Annotated in this window: 11 protein-coding genes; 4 read left to right on the top strand and 7 right to left on the bottom strand. The window is 71.2% G+C overall.

What is annotated here, in order from left to right; genetic code table 11:
* Entirely contained in the window at positions 1-2,139 is a 2,139-nt protein-coding gene (locus DEI83_RS02450; RefSeq protein WP_111080220.1) for a 3-hydroxyacyl-CoA dehydrogenase NAD-binding domain-containing protein, read from the top strand.
* A 159-nt stretch (positions 2,140-2,298) separates the two neighbouring features.
* Here the strand turns inward: DEI83_RS02450 and dxs are convergent, their stop codons facing one another.
* The 5 genes from dxs to dut all read right to left on the bottom strand — a co-directional run bounded on the left by dxs (position 2,299) and on the right by dut (position 9,594).
* A complete protein-coding gene (gene dxs, locus DEI83_RS02455) occupies positions 2,299-4,233 on the bottom strand; it encodes a 1-deoxy-D-xylulose-5-phosphate synthase (RefSeq protein ID WP_111080221.1) in 1,935 nt (644 codons plus the stop codon).
* A 228-nt stretch (positions 4,234-4,461) separates the two neighbouring features.
* Positions 4,462-7,299, bottom strand: coding sequence for an aconitate hydratase (locus tag DEI83_RS02460; RefSeq protein WP_111080222.1), 2,838 nt, complete (start codon positions 7,297-7,299; stop codon positions 4,462-4,464).
* Positions 7,300-7,428: 129 nt separating this feature from the next.
* On the bottom strand, positions 7,429-8,274 hold the full coding sequence (locus DEI83_RS02465; protein ID WP_258371020.1) for a DUF3159 domain-containing protein: 846 nt from the start codon (positions 8,272-8,274) through the stop codon (positions 7,429-7,431).
* 40 nt (positions 8,275-8,314) lie between these two features.
* Entirely contained in the window at positions 8,315-9,034 is a 720-nt protein-coding gene (locus tag DEI83_RS02470) for a DUF3710 domain-containing protein (RefSeq protein ID WP_111080223.1), read from the bottom strand.
* A complete protein-coding gene (gene dut, locus DEI83_RS02475; protein WP_111080224.1) occupies positions 9,031-9,594 on the bottom strand; it encodes a dUTP diphosphatase in 564 nt (187 codons plus the stop codon). Before dut ends, DEI83_RS02470 begins: the two co-directional genes overlap by 4 nt.
* Before the next feature lie 77 nt (positions 9,595-9,671).
* Here dut and DEI83_RS02480 point away from each other — a divergent pair, with 77 nt between their 5' ends.
* Positions 9,672-10,154 (top strand): DUF3093 domain-containing protein, encoded by a 483-nt coding sequence (locus tag DEI83_RS02480; RefSeq protein WP_111080225.1) that lies wholly within the window; start codon positions 9,672-9,674, stop codon positions 10,152-10,154.
* Positions 10,155-10,263: 109 nt separating this feature from the next.
* On the opposite strand, the gene DEI83_RS02485 is transcribed toward DEI83_RS02480, so the two are convergent.
* A complete protein-coding gene (locus DEI83_RS02485) occupies positions 10,264-10,563 on the bottom strand; it encodes a DUF4193 domain-containing protein (RefSeq protein WP_110825450.1) in 300 nt (99 codons plus the stop codon).
* A gap of 262 nt (positions 10,564-10,825) precedes the next feature.
* On the opposite strand from DEI83_RS02485, the gene sepH reads away from it, so the two are divergent.
* Positions 10,826-11,845, top strand: a complete 1,020-nt coding sequence (gene sepH / locus DEI83_RS02490; protein ID WP_181431041.1) for a septation protein SepH — start codon at positions 10,826-10,828, stop codon at positions 11,843-11,845.
* A gap of 102 nt (positions 11,846-11,947) precedes the next feature.
* Here the strand turns inward: sepH and DEI83_RS02495 are convergent, their stop codons facing one another.
* Complete coding sequence (locus tag DEI83_RS02495) at positions 11,948-13,096, bottom strand: alkaline phosphatase family protein (RefSeq protein ID WP_111080227.1); 1,149 nt, start codon at positions 13,094-13,096, stop codon at positions 11,948-11,950.
* 43 nt (positions 13,097-13,139) lie between these two features.
* On the opposite strand from DEI83_RS02495, the gene DEI83_RS02500 reads away from it, so the two are divergent.
* A complete protein-coding gene (locus DEI83_RS02500; protein WP_111080228.1) occupies positions 13,140-15,626 on the top strand; it encodes a DNA topoisomerase (ATP-hydrolyzing) subunit A in 2,487 nt (828 codons plus the stop codon).
* Positions 15,627-15,651 lie beyond the last annotated feature (25 nt).

Raw genomic sequence — 15,651 nt, forward strand, 5'->3', positions numbered from 1 at the left:
ATGACCATCGCACCGACCGACCAGTTGACCGCCCTGAGCGAGGACGAGGTCGTCACCCACTCCTACGTCAAGCACGTCGCGCTGCCCTCCGGCGGCACGCTCGCGCTCATCACGCTCGACAACGGCAAGGACTACAAGCGCCCGTCGACGCTCGGTCCGCGGACCATGCGCGAACTCTCGGACGTGCTCGACGAGCTGCGCGCAGCTGCAGCGGCCGGCACCGTGCAGGCCGTCGCCGTCACCGGCAAGGAGTACTGCTTCGCCGCGGGCGCCGACCTCTCGCAGGCTGCCGCGCTGCCCTCGCGCGAGGTCGCGCACGAGCTCGGCGTCCTCGGGCACGCCACCCTCCGCAAGTTCAGCGAGCTCGGGGTGCCGTCGTTCGCGTTCGTCAACGGCATCGCGCTCGGCGGCGGGCTCGAGGTCGCGCTGCACTGCACGTACCGCGTGTTCTCGTCCGCCGCGCAGGGCATCGGGCTGCCCGAGGTCTTCCTCGGCATCATCCCCGGCTGGGGCGGCGCGACACTGCTCCCCCGGCTCATCGGCCCGGAGAAGGCCCTGCGGGTCATCGTGGAGAACCCGCTGAAGAACAACCGCCTGATGGACGGCAAGGCCGCGGTCGAACTCGGCATCGGCGACGCGCTGATCCCCTCGGTGAGGTTCCTGCCGTCCGCGGTCGCCTGGGCCGACGCCGTCGTGTCCGGCCGCACCAAGGTCGTGCGGAAGAACGAACCCGGCATGCTCGAGAAGGCCGCATGGGGCACGGTGGTCAAGGTCGCCCGCGGGCAGGTCGCGTCGAAGATCGGCACCGTCCCGAAGTCCCCGTTCCGCGCGCTCGACCTCGTCGCCGCCGCGAAGTCCGGTTCGCTCGACGAGCGGTTCGCGGGTGAGGACGACGCCCTCGCCGACCTCCTCGCCGGAGACCAGTTCGCCGCGTCGATGTACGCGTTCGACCTCGTGCAGAAGCGGGCCAAGCGTCCCGTGGGTGCCCCCGAGGGCGTCGACGCGAAGAAGATCACGAAGGTCGGCGTCCTCGGCGCCGGGCTCATGGCGTCGCAGTTCGCCCTGCTCTTCGCCCGCCGTCTCGGTGTGCCCGTCGTCATCACCGACGTGTCGCAGGAGCGGGTCGACGCGGGGGTGGCGCGGATCGCCGGTGAGGTCGCGAAGCTCCTCGAGAAGGGCCGCATCTCCCCGGACGACGCGAACCGCATCACCGGGCTCGTCTCCGGGTCGGTGTCCTACGACGCGTTCGCCGACGCCGACTGGGTCATCGAAGCCGTCTTCGAGGAGATGGGCGTCAAGCAGGACGTGTTCCGGAAGATCGAGCAGGTCATCGCACCCGACGCGATCCTCGCCACGAACACCTCGTCGCTGTCCGTCGACGAGATGGCCTCGGTCCTGACGAACCCCGAGCGTCTGGTCGGCTTCCACTTCTTCAACCCGGTCGCGGTGATGCCGCTGCTCGAGGTCGTCCGTGCGGCGAAGACGTCCGACGAGGCCGTCGCCACCGCGCTCGCGGTCGCGAAGACCCTGAAGAAGACGGCGATCGTCACGGCCGACCAGCCGGGCTTCGTCGTCAACCGGGTGCTCGCCCGGGTGCTGGGCGAGGCCATGCGCGGCGTCGAGGAGGGCACCTCGTTCGACACCGTCGCCGAGGGCGCCGCTCCCCTGGGCCTGCCGATGTCGCCGTTCGAGCTGCTCGAGCTCGTCGGCCTGCCGGTGGGCGCGCACGTGCTCGACTCGCACCACGCGGCGTGGCCGGAGCGCTTCTACCCGGGCGACGGCCTGAAGCGGATTGCCGAGCACGGCACGATCCTGACCCGCGACAAGAAGGGCAACGCGACCGGGTACGACCCCGCCGCCGTGAAGCTCGTCGCGCCGCCGAAGAAGGACGCGAAGCCCGTCGATGCTGCCGAGATGCAGCGCCGGTTCGAGGACGCCCTGGCCGACGAGGTGCACCGCATGCTCGAGGACCACGTGGTCGAGCACGTCGAGGAGATCGACCTCGGGCTCATCCTCGGCGCGGGCTACCCGTTCCAGGCCGGCGGCATCAGCCCGTACCTCGACCGCAGCGGTGCCTCGGAGCGTGTCTTCGGCGGCACGTTCCACGAGCCGCGGATCGTCGGCCCCGTCAGCCGCTAGCCCGGCTGGCCGCGGCCCCGGCCCCAGCCGGAACCGCGCAACAGGAACCGCCTCGAACCACGGACGTCCGTGGTTCGAGGCGGTTCCTGTTGTGCCGTGCCGAAACGCGCCACGGCTGCGGGCGCGGGCTGGCGGGCTCGGCCGGGCAGCGCAGGGCGCTCAGCGCTCGGCGGACTCCCGCGAGCGAGCCGGCTTCGCCTGGGGCACCTTCGTGCCGACGACCTGGTCGATGACGTCGCGGGCGATCGCCTGTGGCGTCAGTCCCGCGTCGGCGAGGATCTGGCTCCGGCTGGCGTGGTCGATGAACTCGTCCGGCAGACCGAGCTCGTTCACCCCGGTGTCGACCCCGGCAGCGCGGAGGTCCTGGCGCAACCGGGTGCCGACGCCGCCGACACGGACGCCGTCCTCGATCGTGATCACGAGACGGTGGCTGCGGGACAGGTCGATGAGCGACACCGGGATCGGCACGACCCAGCGCGGGTCGACGACGGTCACGCCGATGCCCTGCGCCTCGAGGAGCTTCGCCGTCTCGAGCGCCGTCGGCACCATCGAGCCGACGGCCACGACGAGCACGTCCTGTTCCTGGTCGGCGGCAGGTTCCCGGAGCACGTCCACCCCGTCGGAGAGCCGTTCGACGGCCGGGATGTCCGCCCCGACCTGGCCCTTGGACCACCGGAGGACCGTCGGCGCGTCGTCGACGGCCACGGCCTCCCGGAACTCCTCGCGCAGGGTCACGGCGTCGCGCGGCGCGGCGATCCGGATGCCGGGGACGACCTGCAGCAGCGCGAGGTCCCACATGCCGTGGTGGGACGGGCCATCCGGACCCGTGATGCCCGCGCGGTCGAGGACGAACGTGACCCCGGCACGGTGCAGTGCGACGTCCATGAGCACCTGGTCGAACGCGCGGTTGAGGAACGTCGCGTACAGGGCGACGACCGGGTGGAGCCCCCCGTACGCCAGCCCGGCCGCGGTCGTCACGGCGTGCTGTTCCGCGATGCCGACGTCGATCACCCGCTCGGGGTGCGCCTGCTGGAACAGGTGCAGCCCGGTCGGCCGGAGCATCGCCGCCGTGATCGCCACGACGCGGGGGTCCTCGTGCCCGACCTCGGCCAGGGTGGTGGCGAAGACGGACGTCCAGGAGGGCGCTGACGAGACGTCGAGCGACTCGCCCGTCTCCGGGTCGATGTGCCCGACCGCGTGGAACTGGTCCGCCTGGTCGCGGAGGGCCGGCTCGAACCCGTGGCCCTTCTCGGTGATCGCGTGCACGATGACCGGTGAGCCGTAGCCCTTCGCCTGGCGGAGCGCCGCCTCCATCGCCTGCTGGTCGTGCCCGTCGACCGGCCCGACGTACTTGATGTCCAGGTTCGAGTAGAGCGCCTCGTTGTTCGTGAACCGCGAGAGGAACCCGTGCAGGCCGCCGCGCAGCCCGCGGTACACCGCGCGTCCGGGTGCGCCGAAGTGGTCCGCTGCCGCACGGCTCTTCTCGTACAGCGTGCGGTACTCGCGGCGCGTCCGGACGGAGTTGAGGAAGCGGGCCATGCCGCCGATGGTCGGTGCGTACGAGCGGCCGTTGTCGTTGACCACGATGACGAGTCGACGGTCGTTCTGGTCCGAGATGTTGTTGAGCGCCTCCCACGTCATGCCACCGGTGAGCGCTCCGTCACCCACGACGGCCACGACCGTGCGGTCGGACTGCCCGGTCTGCTGGAACGCCCGGGAGATGCCGTCCGCCCACGACAGGGACGAGGACGCATGCGACGACTCGACGATGTCGTGCTCCGACTCGCTCCGCTGCGGGTACCCGGCGATGCCGCCGCGTTCACGCAGGTGCGAGAAGTCCTGGCGCCCGGTGACGAGCTTGTGCACGTAGGACTGGTGCCCGGTGTCGAAGACGAACGGGTCGTGCGGTGAGTCGAAGACCCGGTGCATCGCGAGGGTGAGCTCGACGACGCCGAGGTTCGGTCCGAGGTGCCCGCCGGTCTTCGCGACCTCGGCGACCAGGAAGCTGCGGATCTCCGCGGCGAGGTCGGTCATCTGGGCGTCGGAGAGACGCTTCAGGTCGCGCGGCGACGTGATGCTGGCGAGCAGGCTCACGGGCGCTCCTTTCGTGCGGTGTCGGCTCACTCTATGCGCGCGGACTGGAGGCGCGGTGCTGGCCCGCCACGCGCCTCCCGGAGGGACCTGGCCACCGTCGCGGAGCTCGGCCGGTGCTGGCGCCGTGCGCCGCTGGCGCGTCCCCCAGAGCGGAGCCCACGCAACGAAGGCGGCTCCTCGCAACGGAGTACCGCTGCGGGGAGCCGCCCCTGTTGTGTGTCGCGCGGGTCAGACCAGGGAACGGAGCACGTACTGCAGGATCCCGCCGTTGCGGTAGTAGTCAGCTTCGCCCGGGGTGTCGATGCGGACGACCGCGTCGAACTCGACCGTCTGCTTGCCGGCGGGCGAGTGCTCGCTGGGCTCGGCGGTCACGTGCACGTTCTTCGGCGTGGTGCCCTGGTTGAGTTCGGTGAGGCCCGAGATCGAGATCACCTCGGTGCCGTCGAGCCCGAGGGACTCGATCGACTCCCCCGCCGGGAACTGCAGTGGGACGACGCCCATGCCGATGAGGTTCGACCGGTGGATGCGCTCGAAGCTCTCGGTGATGACCGCCTTCACGCCGAGCAGGCTCGTGCCCTTCGCCGCCCAGTCACGGGACGAGCCCGAGCCGTACTCCTTGCCACCGAGGACGACGAGCGGGATGCCCTGCGCCTGGTAGTGCTCGGACGCGTCGTAGATGAACGACTGCGCGCCGTCGGTCGTCGTGAAGTCGCGGGTGTAGCCGCCCTCCACGCCGTCGAGCAGCTGGTTGCGCAGGCGGATGTTCGCGAACGTGCCGCGGATCATCACCTCGTGGTTGCCGCGACGCGAGCCGTAGGAGTTGAAGTCCTTGCGGTCGACGCCGTGGTCGGCGAGGTACTTTCCGGCGGGGCTGTCGGCCTTGATCGAACCGGCCGGCGAGATGTGGTCGGTCGTGACCGAGTCGCCGAGCTTCGCGAGCACGCGGGCACCGGAGATGTCCGAGACGGCGTCCGGCTGCATGGTCATGCCCTCGAAGTACGGGGGCTTCCGGACGTAGGTGGACTCGCTGTCCCACTCGAACGTGTCCCCGGTGGGCGTCGGCAGGTTCTTCCACCGGTCGTCGCCCTCGAACACGGAGCCGTACTCGTGCGTGAACATCTCGGTGTCGATCGACGAGTCGATGACCTGCTGGACCTCGGCCGTGTCGGGCCAGATGTCCTTGAGGTACACCGCGTTGCCGTCGGTGTCGGTGCCGAGCGCGTCGGTGTCGAAGTCGAAGTGCATCGAGCCGGCGAGGGCGTACGCGATGACCAGCGGCGGGGACGCCAGGTAGTTCATCTTCACGTCGGGGTTGATGCGGCCCTCGAAGTTGCGGTTGCCGGAGAGCACCGCGGTGACGGCGAGGTCGTTGTCCTGCACGGCCTGCGAGATCTCCTCGGGCAGCGGGCCCGAGTTGCCGATGCAGGTGGTGCAGCCGTAGCCGACCGTGTAGAAGCCGAGGTCCTCGAGGTAGGTCGTGAGACCGGCCTTCTCGTAGTAGTCCGTGACGACCTTCGACCCCGGGGCCAGGGTGGTCTTCACCCACGGCTTGGCCTTGAGGCCCTTCTTCGCCGCGTTGCGGGCGAGGATGCCGGCCGCCATCATCACGGACGGGTTCGACGTGTTCGTGCACGACGTGATGGCGGCGATCGCGACGGCGCCGTGGTCGATGGTGAACGGGTCACCGTCGGCGATGGCGACCGAGGTCGGCTTGGACACGGTGCCGGGGGCACTGGAGGCGTGGGCCGGGACTTCGGACGCGGGCGCGTCCTGCAGGTCGTCGACGGCGTGCTCGTCGCCCGGGGCCGCGGCCACCGGGTCCGAGGCCGGGAACGTGTCCGCGACGGCCTTGTCCTCTTCGGTGTGGTCGATGCTCGCGTAGTTGGCGAGGTCGACCTCGAACTGGTCCTTCGCCTCGGACAGGACGATGCGGTCCTGCGGACGCTTCGGGCCGGAGATCGACGGCACGACCGTGGACAGGTCGAGCTCGAGGTACTCGGAGTAGTTCGGCTCGACCGAGGGGTCGTGCCACAGGCCCTGCGTCTTCGAGTAGGCCTCGACCAGGGCGATCTGCGCCTCGTCACGGCCGGTCAGACGCAGGTAGTCGAGTGTGACGTCGTCGACCGGGAAGATCGCCGCCGTCGAGCCGAACTCGGGGCTCATGTTGCCGATGGTGGCGCGGTTGGCGAGCGGCACGGCGCCGACGCCCGCACCGTAGAACTCGACGAACTTGCCGACCACCCCGTGCCTGCGGAGCTGCTCGGTGATGGTGAGCACCACGTCGGTCGCGGTCACGCCGGCGGGGATCTCCCCCGAGAGCTTGAAGCCGACGACCTTCGGGATGAGCATCGACACGGGCTGGCCGAGCATCGCTGCCTCGGCCTCGATGCCGCCGACACCCCAGCCGAGCACGCCGAGGCCGTTGACCATCGTGGTGTGCGAGTCGGTGCCGACGAGGGTGTCCGGGTAGGCGTAGGTCTCGCCGTCGAAGTCGCGCGTGTAGGTCACCTTCGCCAGGTACTCGATGTTCACCTGGTGGACGATGCCGGTGCCCGGCGGGACGACCTTGAAGTCCTCGAACGCCGTCTGGCCCCAGCGGAGGAACTGGTAGCGCTCCCCGTTCCGCTCGTACTCCAGGTCCGTGTTGCGCTGGAGGGCGTCGGTGCTGCCGAAGAGGTCCGCGATGACCGAGTGGTCGATGACCATCTCGGCCGGGGACAGCGGGTTGATCTTGTTCGGGTCGCCACCGATCTCGGCCATCGCTTCGCGCATGGTGGCGAGGTCGACGATGCACGGGACGCCGGTGAAGTCCTGCATGACCACGCGAGCCGGGGAGAACTGGATCTCGGTGTCCGGCTCCGCCTCCGGGCGCCACGAGCCGAGGGCGCGGATCTGCCCTTCGGTGACGTTCGCGCCGTCCTCGGTGCGGAGCAGGTTCTCGAGCAGCACCTTGAGGCTGTAGGGCAGCTTCTCGTGCCCCGGCACCCGGTCGATCCGGTGGATCGTGTAGTCGACACCCCCAACCGAGAGCGTGTCCTTCGATCCGAAGCTGTTGACTGCAGCCACTGTGCCGCCTCCTGAGTTGATCGGTGTGCCCTCATCCTCGCGGGCCGCGGAACGTCCCACCAGCAAGGTGAACCTAAACCCGGGACCGGCGTCGTGCCCGGGGGAAAGTGTCTTGACGTCGAGACAACTCTACACCGGGGCCGGTTCGTCCCGCACGAACACGGAGCGGACGAGGAGCCACGTCACCCAGAGCAGCGCGGCGTACAGCGGCACCCCCGTGATGAGCTTGATGCCGGCGAGCAGCTCGACCTGCGCGGTCAGCCAGAGCGGGATCTCGAAGGCGAGACGGAACGCGAACAGTCCTGCCCACATCCAGGTCGCGACGGTGAGCACCCGACGCTTCGCGGGGTCGTCCCGCCAGTCGTGCCCGTCGTCGTCGCCCGGCACGAGGAGTCCGACGACCAGGCCGATGAGGGGCCGCCGGATCGCCAGCGTGACGAGGATGACCGCCAGGAACACCGCGTTGATGACGATGCCGGGGATGAAGTTGCTCTCCGCTCGCCCCGTGAGCAGCGCGAGCCCGGCCGAGACGGCGACGCCGAAGATCCCCGCGAAGGACATCATGATCGACTGCCGCTGGAGCAGGCGGAGCACCACGAAGACGAGCCCGATCGCGACCGGGACGACGACGCTCGGCACGACCTCCTTCGTGATCGCGTAGACGATGAGGAACGCGAAGCCGGGCAGGACCGACTCGGCGAGCCCGCGGACCCCGCCGACCGCGGTGAGGAGCGCCTTGCCCGACGGGGCCTCTCCCGGAGCGACCTGTCCGATGCCGGCGTTCCGGACCGCGTCGCGGAGCTGCGCGTTCAGCGACAGGGGCTCGGCGCGTTCCTCGGCGTACGGGTCCCCAGCGGGGACGGCACCGCTGCGCACTGCACCATCGGGGACGGCGTCACCGCGGACTGCACCGTCCGGGACGGCACTGCCGGGGGCGACCCCGTCGGGACGTGGGCGGTCGTCGTGGTCCGTCACCGGGCCTCCAGGATGGGTCGTCGGTCGGCGAGCGGCCGGGTCAGATGGCCGACTGCGTCGACTTCGGCATGTGCAGCGGGATGAGGTCCCGCGGCGGCATCGGGGTGGTGCCGCGAACGACGACGACGCTCCGGAAGAGTTCCTCGATGTCGGCGGAGTCGCCGGGCTGGTCGGCCGCCTTGCCGGCGATCACGCCGCGGAGGAACCAGCGCGGACCGTCGACGCCGACGAAGCGGGCCGCGCGGACCCCGTCGGTGACACCGGCGCCACCGACGACCGGCACCTGGGCGCGGAGCTCCGGACCGAAGGGCCCGTCGACCTCCGTGACGACGCCGCCCTGCTGTTCGATCTGCTCGGCGATCTGCGCACGGATCTCGTGCCAGAGGCCGGTCGACCGCGGGGCGGCGAACGGCTGCACCTGCAGCGTGGACTCGTCGAAGTCGAGCCCGACGGCGACGACCCGCTTGGAGTCCTCCTCCACCTCGAGCCGGAGGTGCAGACCCTCGCGCGGCAGGATCTTCACGCCACCGAGGTCGACGTACGGGCGCACGAGGTTCGCCTCGGTCTCGTCGAGCGGACCGTTCTCGCTCCGGTCGGCCGGAGCGGACTTGTCGGTGGACTCGGTGGCGAGCACCTCGTCCAGTCCGGCGTCGGCGTCGTCAGCGAGTTCGATCTCGGGCGAGGGCCCCGCGACCTCGACCTCGTCCGCCACGGCCTCGGCGACCTCGACCTCGTCGCGCTTGCGTCGTCCGATCCTCATGACGGTGTCCCTTCTCGACCCTGTTCGTGCATGTCGACGGGCGTCGCCGCGCCGTCGTGTCCGCTCGTCCCGGTGATCGGGCGGGCATCGCCGACCCCGTACGTGGCCGGATGCCCGACCCGCTCGTCACCGTAGCCCGACGATCCGAACCCACCCTGGCCGCGCACGCTGTCGGGCAGCTCGGCGACCTCGGTGAAGGTCACCCGCGGGACCGGCAGGACGATGAGCTGCGCGATGCGGTCGCCCACCTGCACGGCGTACGGCTCGGACGCGTCGGTGTTCAGCAACGCGACCTTGACCTCGCCGCGGTAACCGGCGTCGATCGTGCCCGGCGCGTTCACGACGGTGATGCCGTGCTTGGCGGCGAGTCCGCTGCGCGGCACGACGAACCCGAGGTGCCCGTCCGGCAGCGCGACGGCGAGACCGGTCCCGACCAGGCGCCGCTGCCCGGGCTCGAGGACGAAGGCCTCCGCGGACACGAGGTCGGCCCCGGCGTCACCGGGGTTGGCGAAGACGGGAGCGGCACCGCCGGTCCAGAGCACGTCGACTGCTTCGGTCACGAGACGAGGGTAGTGCAGACCGTGACCGATCCGTGACCTGGCTCGGAGCACGCAGCGGCTCGTGGTCGAATGGAGGGGTGACCGTGTACCGCGAACGACTGTGGGCCCCGCCCGCCCTGTACCTGGCGACGGCGCTCGTCATCCCCGCGAGCCTGCTCGTGTTCCTGCCGATCAGCGTGACGGCCGGCGTCGTCGTGGCGATCGCCATGGAGCTGGCCGTGCTCGTGCTGCTGTGGGTCCTCGCACCCGTGGTCGAGGTGACCGAGACCGAGTTCCGTGCGGGCCGGGCGCACCTGCCCCGGACCGCTGTGGGCGAGGTGGCGGGCTTCACCGGCGCGGCGGCGACGAAGCAGCGCGGGCCGGAGCTCGATGCCCGCGCCTGGACCCTCTTCCGCGGGTACGTCTCGGGCGTGGTGAAGGTCGAGGTCCGCGACGACGCCGACCCGACGCCCTACTGGCTGGTGAGCGTGCGGCACCCGGACGCCGTCACCCGGGCACTCGTCGGCACCCCTGCCGTGCCCGGTGACGACCGACGGACGACGCGCGACGACCGCCGCTGACCCCGGCGGCATCCCCGGCTCCGACCGCTGCCCCGACACGCAGAACGGCCCGCATCCAGCAGGATGCGGGCCGTTCTGCGCTCAGCAGCGTGGGCTGTCGGACACGGCTCTAGAGAGCAGCGCACTCCATGCACACGGGGCCGAGCTTCGTCTCGTGGTCGAGCTGCGAGCGGTGCTTCACGAGGAAGCACTCCACACACGTGAACTCGTCGACCTGCGGGGGCAGGACGACGACGTCGAGGTCGACGTCACTGAGGTCCTGCCCGGCGAGTTCGAAACTGCCGGGGTTGTCGGAATCGTCGTCGACGACCCCCGACATCTTGTCGGGAACGCGCTCCTTGAGGGCCTCGATCGACTCCGAGTCAGAGTTGTCGTCGGTCTTCCGAGGGGCGTCGTAATCGGTGGCCATGCCCATCCATTTCTCGTATCGAGAGGGTCGTCGCCGGAATCGGCGGCGACAGTTTGCACCACGACCCGTCCGAGTGCAAACCGGGCGGTCGGGCGGTGCGTTCTGGCCGTGCAACCCGGCGCGCACCCCGGCCATTCCCGGGGTCGACGACCTGCACGCGGCACGCCGTGCGCCTCCCCGGAAACTGCCCGGACGGCCTGCATACTCCTCGGGTACGACGCACGACCGTACGCAGGCAGCGGAAGGCGGAACCATGCAAGACGTGAGAGTCATCGGAGTCGAATCCGGGTCACTCCTCCTCGCGACCGACGGCGGGACCGAGTTCCGGTTGCCGGTCACGGCGTCGCTCCCGGCTCAGGTCCGGCAGGCGAACCCGGACTCCGGTCCGCAGAAGCGCGTGTCCCCGAAGGACGTGCAGGCGCGCATCCGCAGTGGTGCCGACGCCGCCGACGTCGCCGCTGCTCTGGGCGTCGAGGTCGAGTACGTCCGCCGCTTCGAGGGACCGGTCCTCGCCGAGCGCGCGTTCATCCTCGACGCCGCACGCCGGGTCAGCGTCACCCCGGTCGACGACGCCGCGCCCGACACCTTCGGCCAGGCGATCACCGCCCGTCTGGAGTCCGGCGACGCGTCCGACATCTCGTGGTCCAGCTGGAAGCACGTCGAGAACGGCTGGCAGGTCCAGGTCCGCTACACGGTCGCCGAGGTCGAGCACGACGCCCAGTGGCGCTTCGACCCGAAGACCGCCACGCTCGTCCCCGACAACGGCGACGCACACCGGCTGTCCCACACCGAGGACGAGGGCATCGCGCCCCGCCTCCGCGCCGTCGAGTACGAGCACCAGGACGACGACGGCACCCGCTTCGACTCCGGCGCCTTCCGCGTCGAGGAGACCCCGACCGAGGACGAGACGGCGGCTCCCGAGGCCACGGAGCGCGCACCGCTCCGTCCGCCGCTCCCCCGGATCGGCACCGCCTACGTCGAGGAACGCGCGCCCGGCAACGAGACCGCCGACCTGCTCGAGGCGCTGCGCCGCCGTCGCGGGGAGCGTGAGGCCGCTTCGTTCTCCGAGCAGCAGGACGCGCCGCGCGGTCCGTCCGTCAGTGTGGTCGACATCCCCCTGCACGGCGCCGACGACTCGGACACCGCCCCGCAGCCGGAGGCCCGGTCCACGTCGAACGCGGAGGCCGACTCCCAGAAGGACCGCCGGAAGCGGAACCGCCGCGCGATGCCGAGCTGGGACGAGATCGTCTTCGGCACACGCCCCGACGACGACACCGTCTGAGCCGTCCGCCACCGAGCAACCGACAGGAGGCCCGTCCCACGTCCGTGGGGCGGGCCTCCTGTCGCGACACGGGCTGGCTCGAGCCAGCGGACGGGCGGGGCGCTACGCGAACGCGCCCGCGAGGCGCAACGGCACGAGGAGTTCGTCGTCGGTCATCGCGCCGTGCTGCCCGATCATCCGGCCGGGGTCGGTGCCGGCCGGGACGGCACGGTCGTCGTTGAAGGCCCACGAGCCGCGGGCGACGAGCAGCACGTCGCCGATCCGGGGCAGCACCTCGGGAGCGACAGCGCCGAACCACCCGGCGGCCACTGCCTCGTCGCGACTCGCCACGACTGCGCGCTTGCCGAGTGCGGTGCGGAACGACTCGACGAGGGCGGGCACGTCGGTACCGGGTGTCACGGTCAACTGTCGGCACCGGGGGTCGCCAGCCACACCGACGACGTCGGTCAGGAGCGCGGGGTCCATGGCCAGGTTCGACTCCGGCGGGACGTCGAGGACACCGTGGTCCGCGGTGACGAGCACGCCGACGTCCGGTCCGATCCGGGCCGCCAGGCGCGCGAGTTCACCGTCGACGAGTTCGAGCGCCGCCGTCCACCGGTCGGACTGCCACCCGTGCTTGTGCCCGATCGAGTCGAGTTCCGGGATGTAGAGGTAGACGAGCTGCTGCCCGGTCGCCGTCGCGTCGAGTGCGGCGTCGATCCGGGCGGGGACGGTGTCCGCCGACACGAAGCGCGCGCCACCGAGGACGTTCGCCGTCATGCCCGAGGAGCGGTACCGTCCGGGGGCGACGACGACCGGGTCGACGCCGAGGGCCGAGGCCGCGGTGAACACGGTCCCGGAGCGCAACCACCCGGCGGGCACCTCGTCGTCCCAGCCGCTGAGCAGGTTCATCACCCGGGACTCGTCGGGGTTCCAGCCGCTGTAGCCGACGACGCCGTGCGTGCCGGGCGAGCGGCCCGTGGCCAGGGTGGTCAGCGCGGCGGCCGTGGTCGTCGGGAACCCGCTCCGCAGGCGCTTCTTCGTCGCCGTCAGGAACCGGGCGTGCCCGGACCTGGCGGCGAGGGCGTTCGCCCCGAGTCCGTCGACGAGCACGACGACGGCGGAACGGGCGGGGCGGAGGGCGATCCGGGCCTCCAGGCCGTGGTCCCGCAGCCACGCGTCGTCGGCGGCGCCCAGCGCGACCAGACAACTCGGCAGCACGTCGGCGAGGTTCGCGGCGCCGTCGGGGGCCGTCGGTACGCTTGTTCCCACCCCCAGAGTCTCCCAGATCGAACTGGGTCAGCAGGAAGGTGCCATGGCACGCACGGACGTCGTCGGTCTGCCCGACGGTGAGCGCATCGAGGACGTCGACGTCTCGGAGGAGATGCAGGGCTCCTTCCTGGAGTACGCGTACTCCGTCATCTACTCGCGCGCCCTGCCCGACGCCCGCGACGGCCTGAAGCCCGTGCAGCGACGCATCCTGTACCAGATGGCCGAGATGGGCCTGCGCCCGGACCGCGGGCACGTCAAGAGCGCGCGCGTCACGGGCGAGGTGATGGGCAAGCTGCACCCGCACGGCGACGGAGCCATCTACGACGCGCTCGTCCGGCTCGCCCAGCCGTTCACGATGCGGGTCCCGCTCGTCGACGGACACGGCAACTTCGGCTCGCTCGACGACGGACCCGCAGCCGCCCGGTACACCGAGGCGCGGCTCGCCGAGCCGTCGATGGCGATGACCGAGGGGCTCGGCGAGGACGTCGTCGACTTCGTCCCGAACTACGACAACCAGATCATGCAGCCGAGCGTGCTGCCGGCGGCGTTCCCGAACCTGCTCGTCAACGGTGCCTCGGGCATCGCGGTCGGCATGGCGACGAACATGGCGCCGCACAACCTCGGCGAGGTGGTCGAGGCCGCGAAGCACCTGCTCCTGCACCCACAGGCCACCCTCGACGAGCTGATGGAGTTCGTGCCGGGTCCCGACCTGCCCTCTGGCGGCACCATCGTCGGGCTCTCCGGCGTGCGGGACGCCTACGCCACCGGGCGCGGCACCTTCCGGACCCGCGCGAAGGTCTCCGTCGAGAACCTCACGCCGCGCAAGACCGGGCTGGTCGTGACCGAGCTGCCGTACCTGGTCGGTCCGGAGCGGATCATCGAGAAGATCAAGGACGGGGTGCAGGCGAAGAAGCTCGTCGGCATCTCGGACGTGAACGACCTCACCGACCGCAACCACGGTCTGCGGCTCGTCATCGGCATCAAGTCCGGCTTCAACCCCACAGCGGTCCTCGAGCAGCTGTACAAGCACACCCCGCTCGAGGAGAACTTCGGCATCAACAACGTCGCGCTCGTCGACGGGTCCCCGCGCACGCTCGGACTACGCGACCTGCTCGACGTGTACGTCCGGCACCGCCTGTCCGTCGTCACGCGGCGGTCCGAGTACCGACTCGCCCGGCGCCGGGAGCGGCTCCACCTGGTGGAGGGGTTGCTCATCGCGATCCTCGACATCGACGAGGTCATCCAGGTCATCCGCACGTCCGACGACTCCGAGGCCGCCCGCAACCGGCTGCGCGACGTGTTCGACCTGTCCGAGGTGCAGGCCGAGTACATCCTCGAACTGCGCCTCCGACGCCTGACGAAGTTCTCGCGCATGGAGCTCGAGGGCGAACGCGACCAGCTGCTCGCCGACATCGCCGCGCTCGAGGAGCTCCTGGCGTCCGACGACCGTCTGCGGGCCCAGGTGGCGACGGAACTCTCCGAGGTGTCCGACCGGTTCGCCACGCCGCGCCGCACCCTCCTCACCGAGGCAGACGCCCCGGTCCGCGGCGGGCGCAAGGCAGCGGTCGACCCCGAGTCGCTGCAGGTCGCGGATGCCCCGTGCCGCGTGCTGCTCTCGACCACCGGGCGGCTCGTCCGGGTCGACATCCCCGCAGCCGAGTCGGGCATCGTGCACGTGCCGAAGCGCTCGAAGCACGACGCCGTCCGCTCGGCCGTCGTCTCGACCGTCCGCGGGCAGGTCGGCGCGCTCACCTCCACCGGCCGTGTGCTGCGGTTCTCCCCCGTCGACGTGCCCGCCGTCCCGCCCGCGTCCGTCCGGCTCGACGCCGGCGTCCGGGTGGCCGACTACCTGGGCATCGCGAAGTCCGAGACCGTGGTCGCACTCGTGTCCCTCGACGCCACGGCGCCCGGATCCCTCGCGATCGGCACCGCGCAGGGCGTCGTGAAGCGCGTCGTCCCCGGGGCATGGCCGGACAAGCCCGAGGTCGTGGCGATCGGGCTGAAGCCCGGGGACCGGGTCGTCGGTGCCACCCAGGCACCCGAGTCGGACGACCTGGTGTTCATCACGTCGAACGCGCAACTGCTGCGGTTCCCGGCCGCCGCCGTCCGCCCGCAGGGGCTGCCGGCCGGAGGAGTCGCCGGGGTGTCGCTCGCGACGGGCGCGTCGGTGATCTGGTTCGGCTCCGTCGCGCTCACCGAGGATTCCGTGGTCGCCACCGTCTCGACGACGTCGACAGCACTCCCGGGGACCGACGCCGGGCGTGCCAAGGTGTCCGCGCTGACCGAGTTCCCGGCGAAGGGCCGCGGCACGCAGGGGGTCCGCGCGCACGCGTTCCTCAAGGGCGAGGACGGCCTGACGGTGGCCTGGGCGGGCGTCGCTCCGCCGCACGCCGTGGGCGCGGACGGTGCCGCCCGGACCCTGCCGGACTGGCTGTCGAAGCGCGACGGGTCGGGCAGTCCGCTCGATGCCGAGGTCGTCACCATCGGCGGCAGTGCGGCGGCGGTCGACGGGACGCGCGGCGAGGCCTGACGCGGCCGGCGGGTCCGACGCCCCG

This window comes from Curtobacterium sp. MCBD17_021, assembly GCF_003234525.1.
In the GTDB taxonomy this organism is placed as follows: Bacteria; Actinomycetota; Actinomycetes; order Actinomycetales; family Microbacteriaceae; genus Curtobacterium.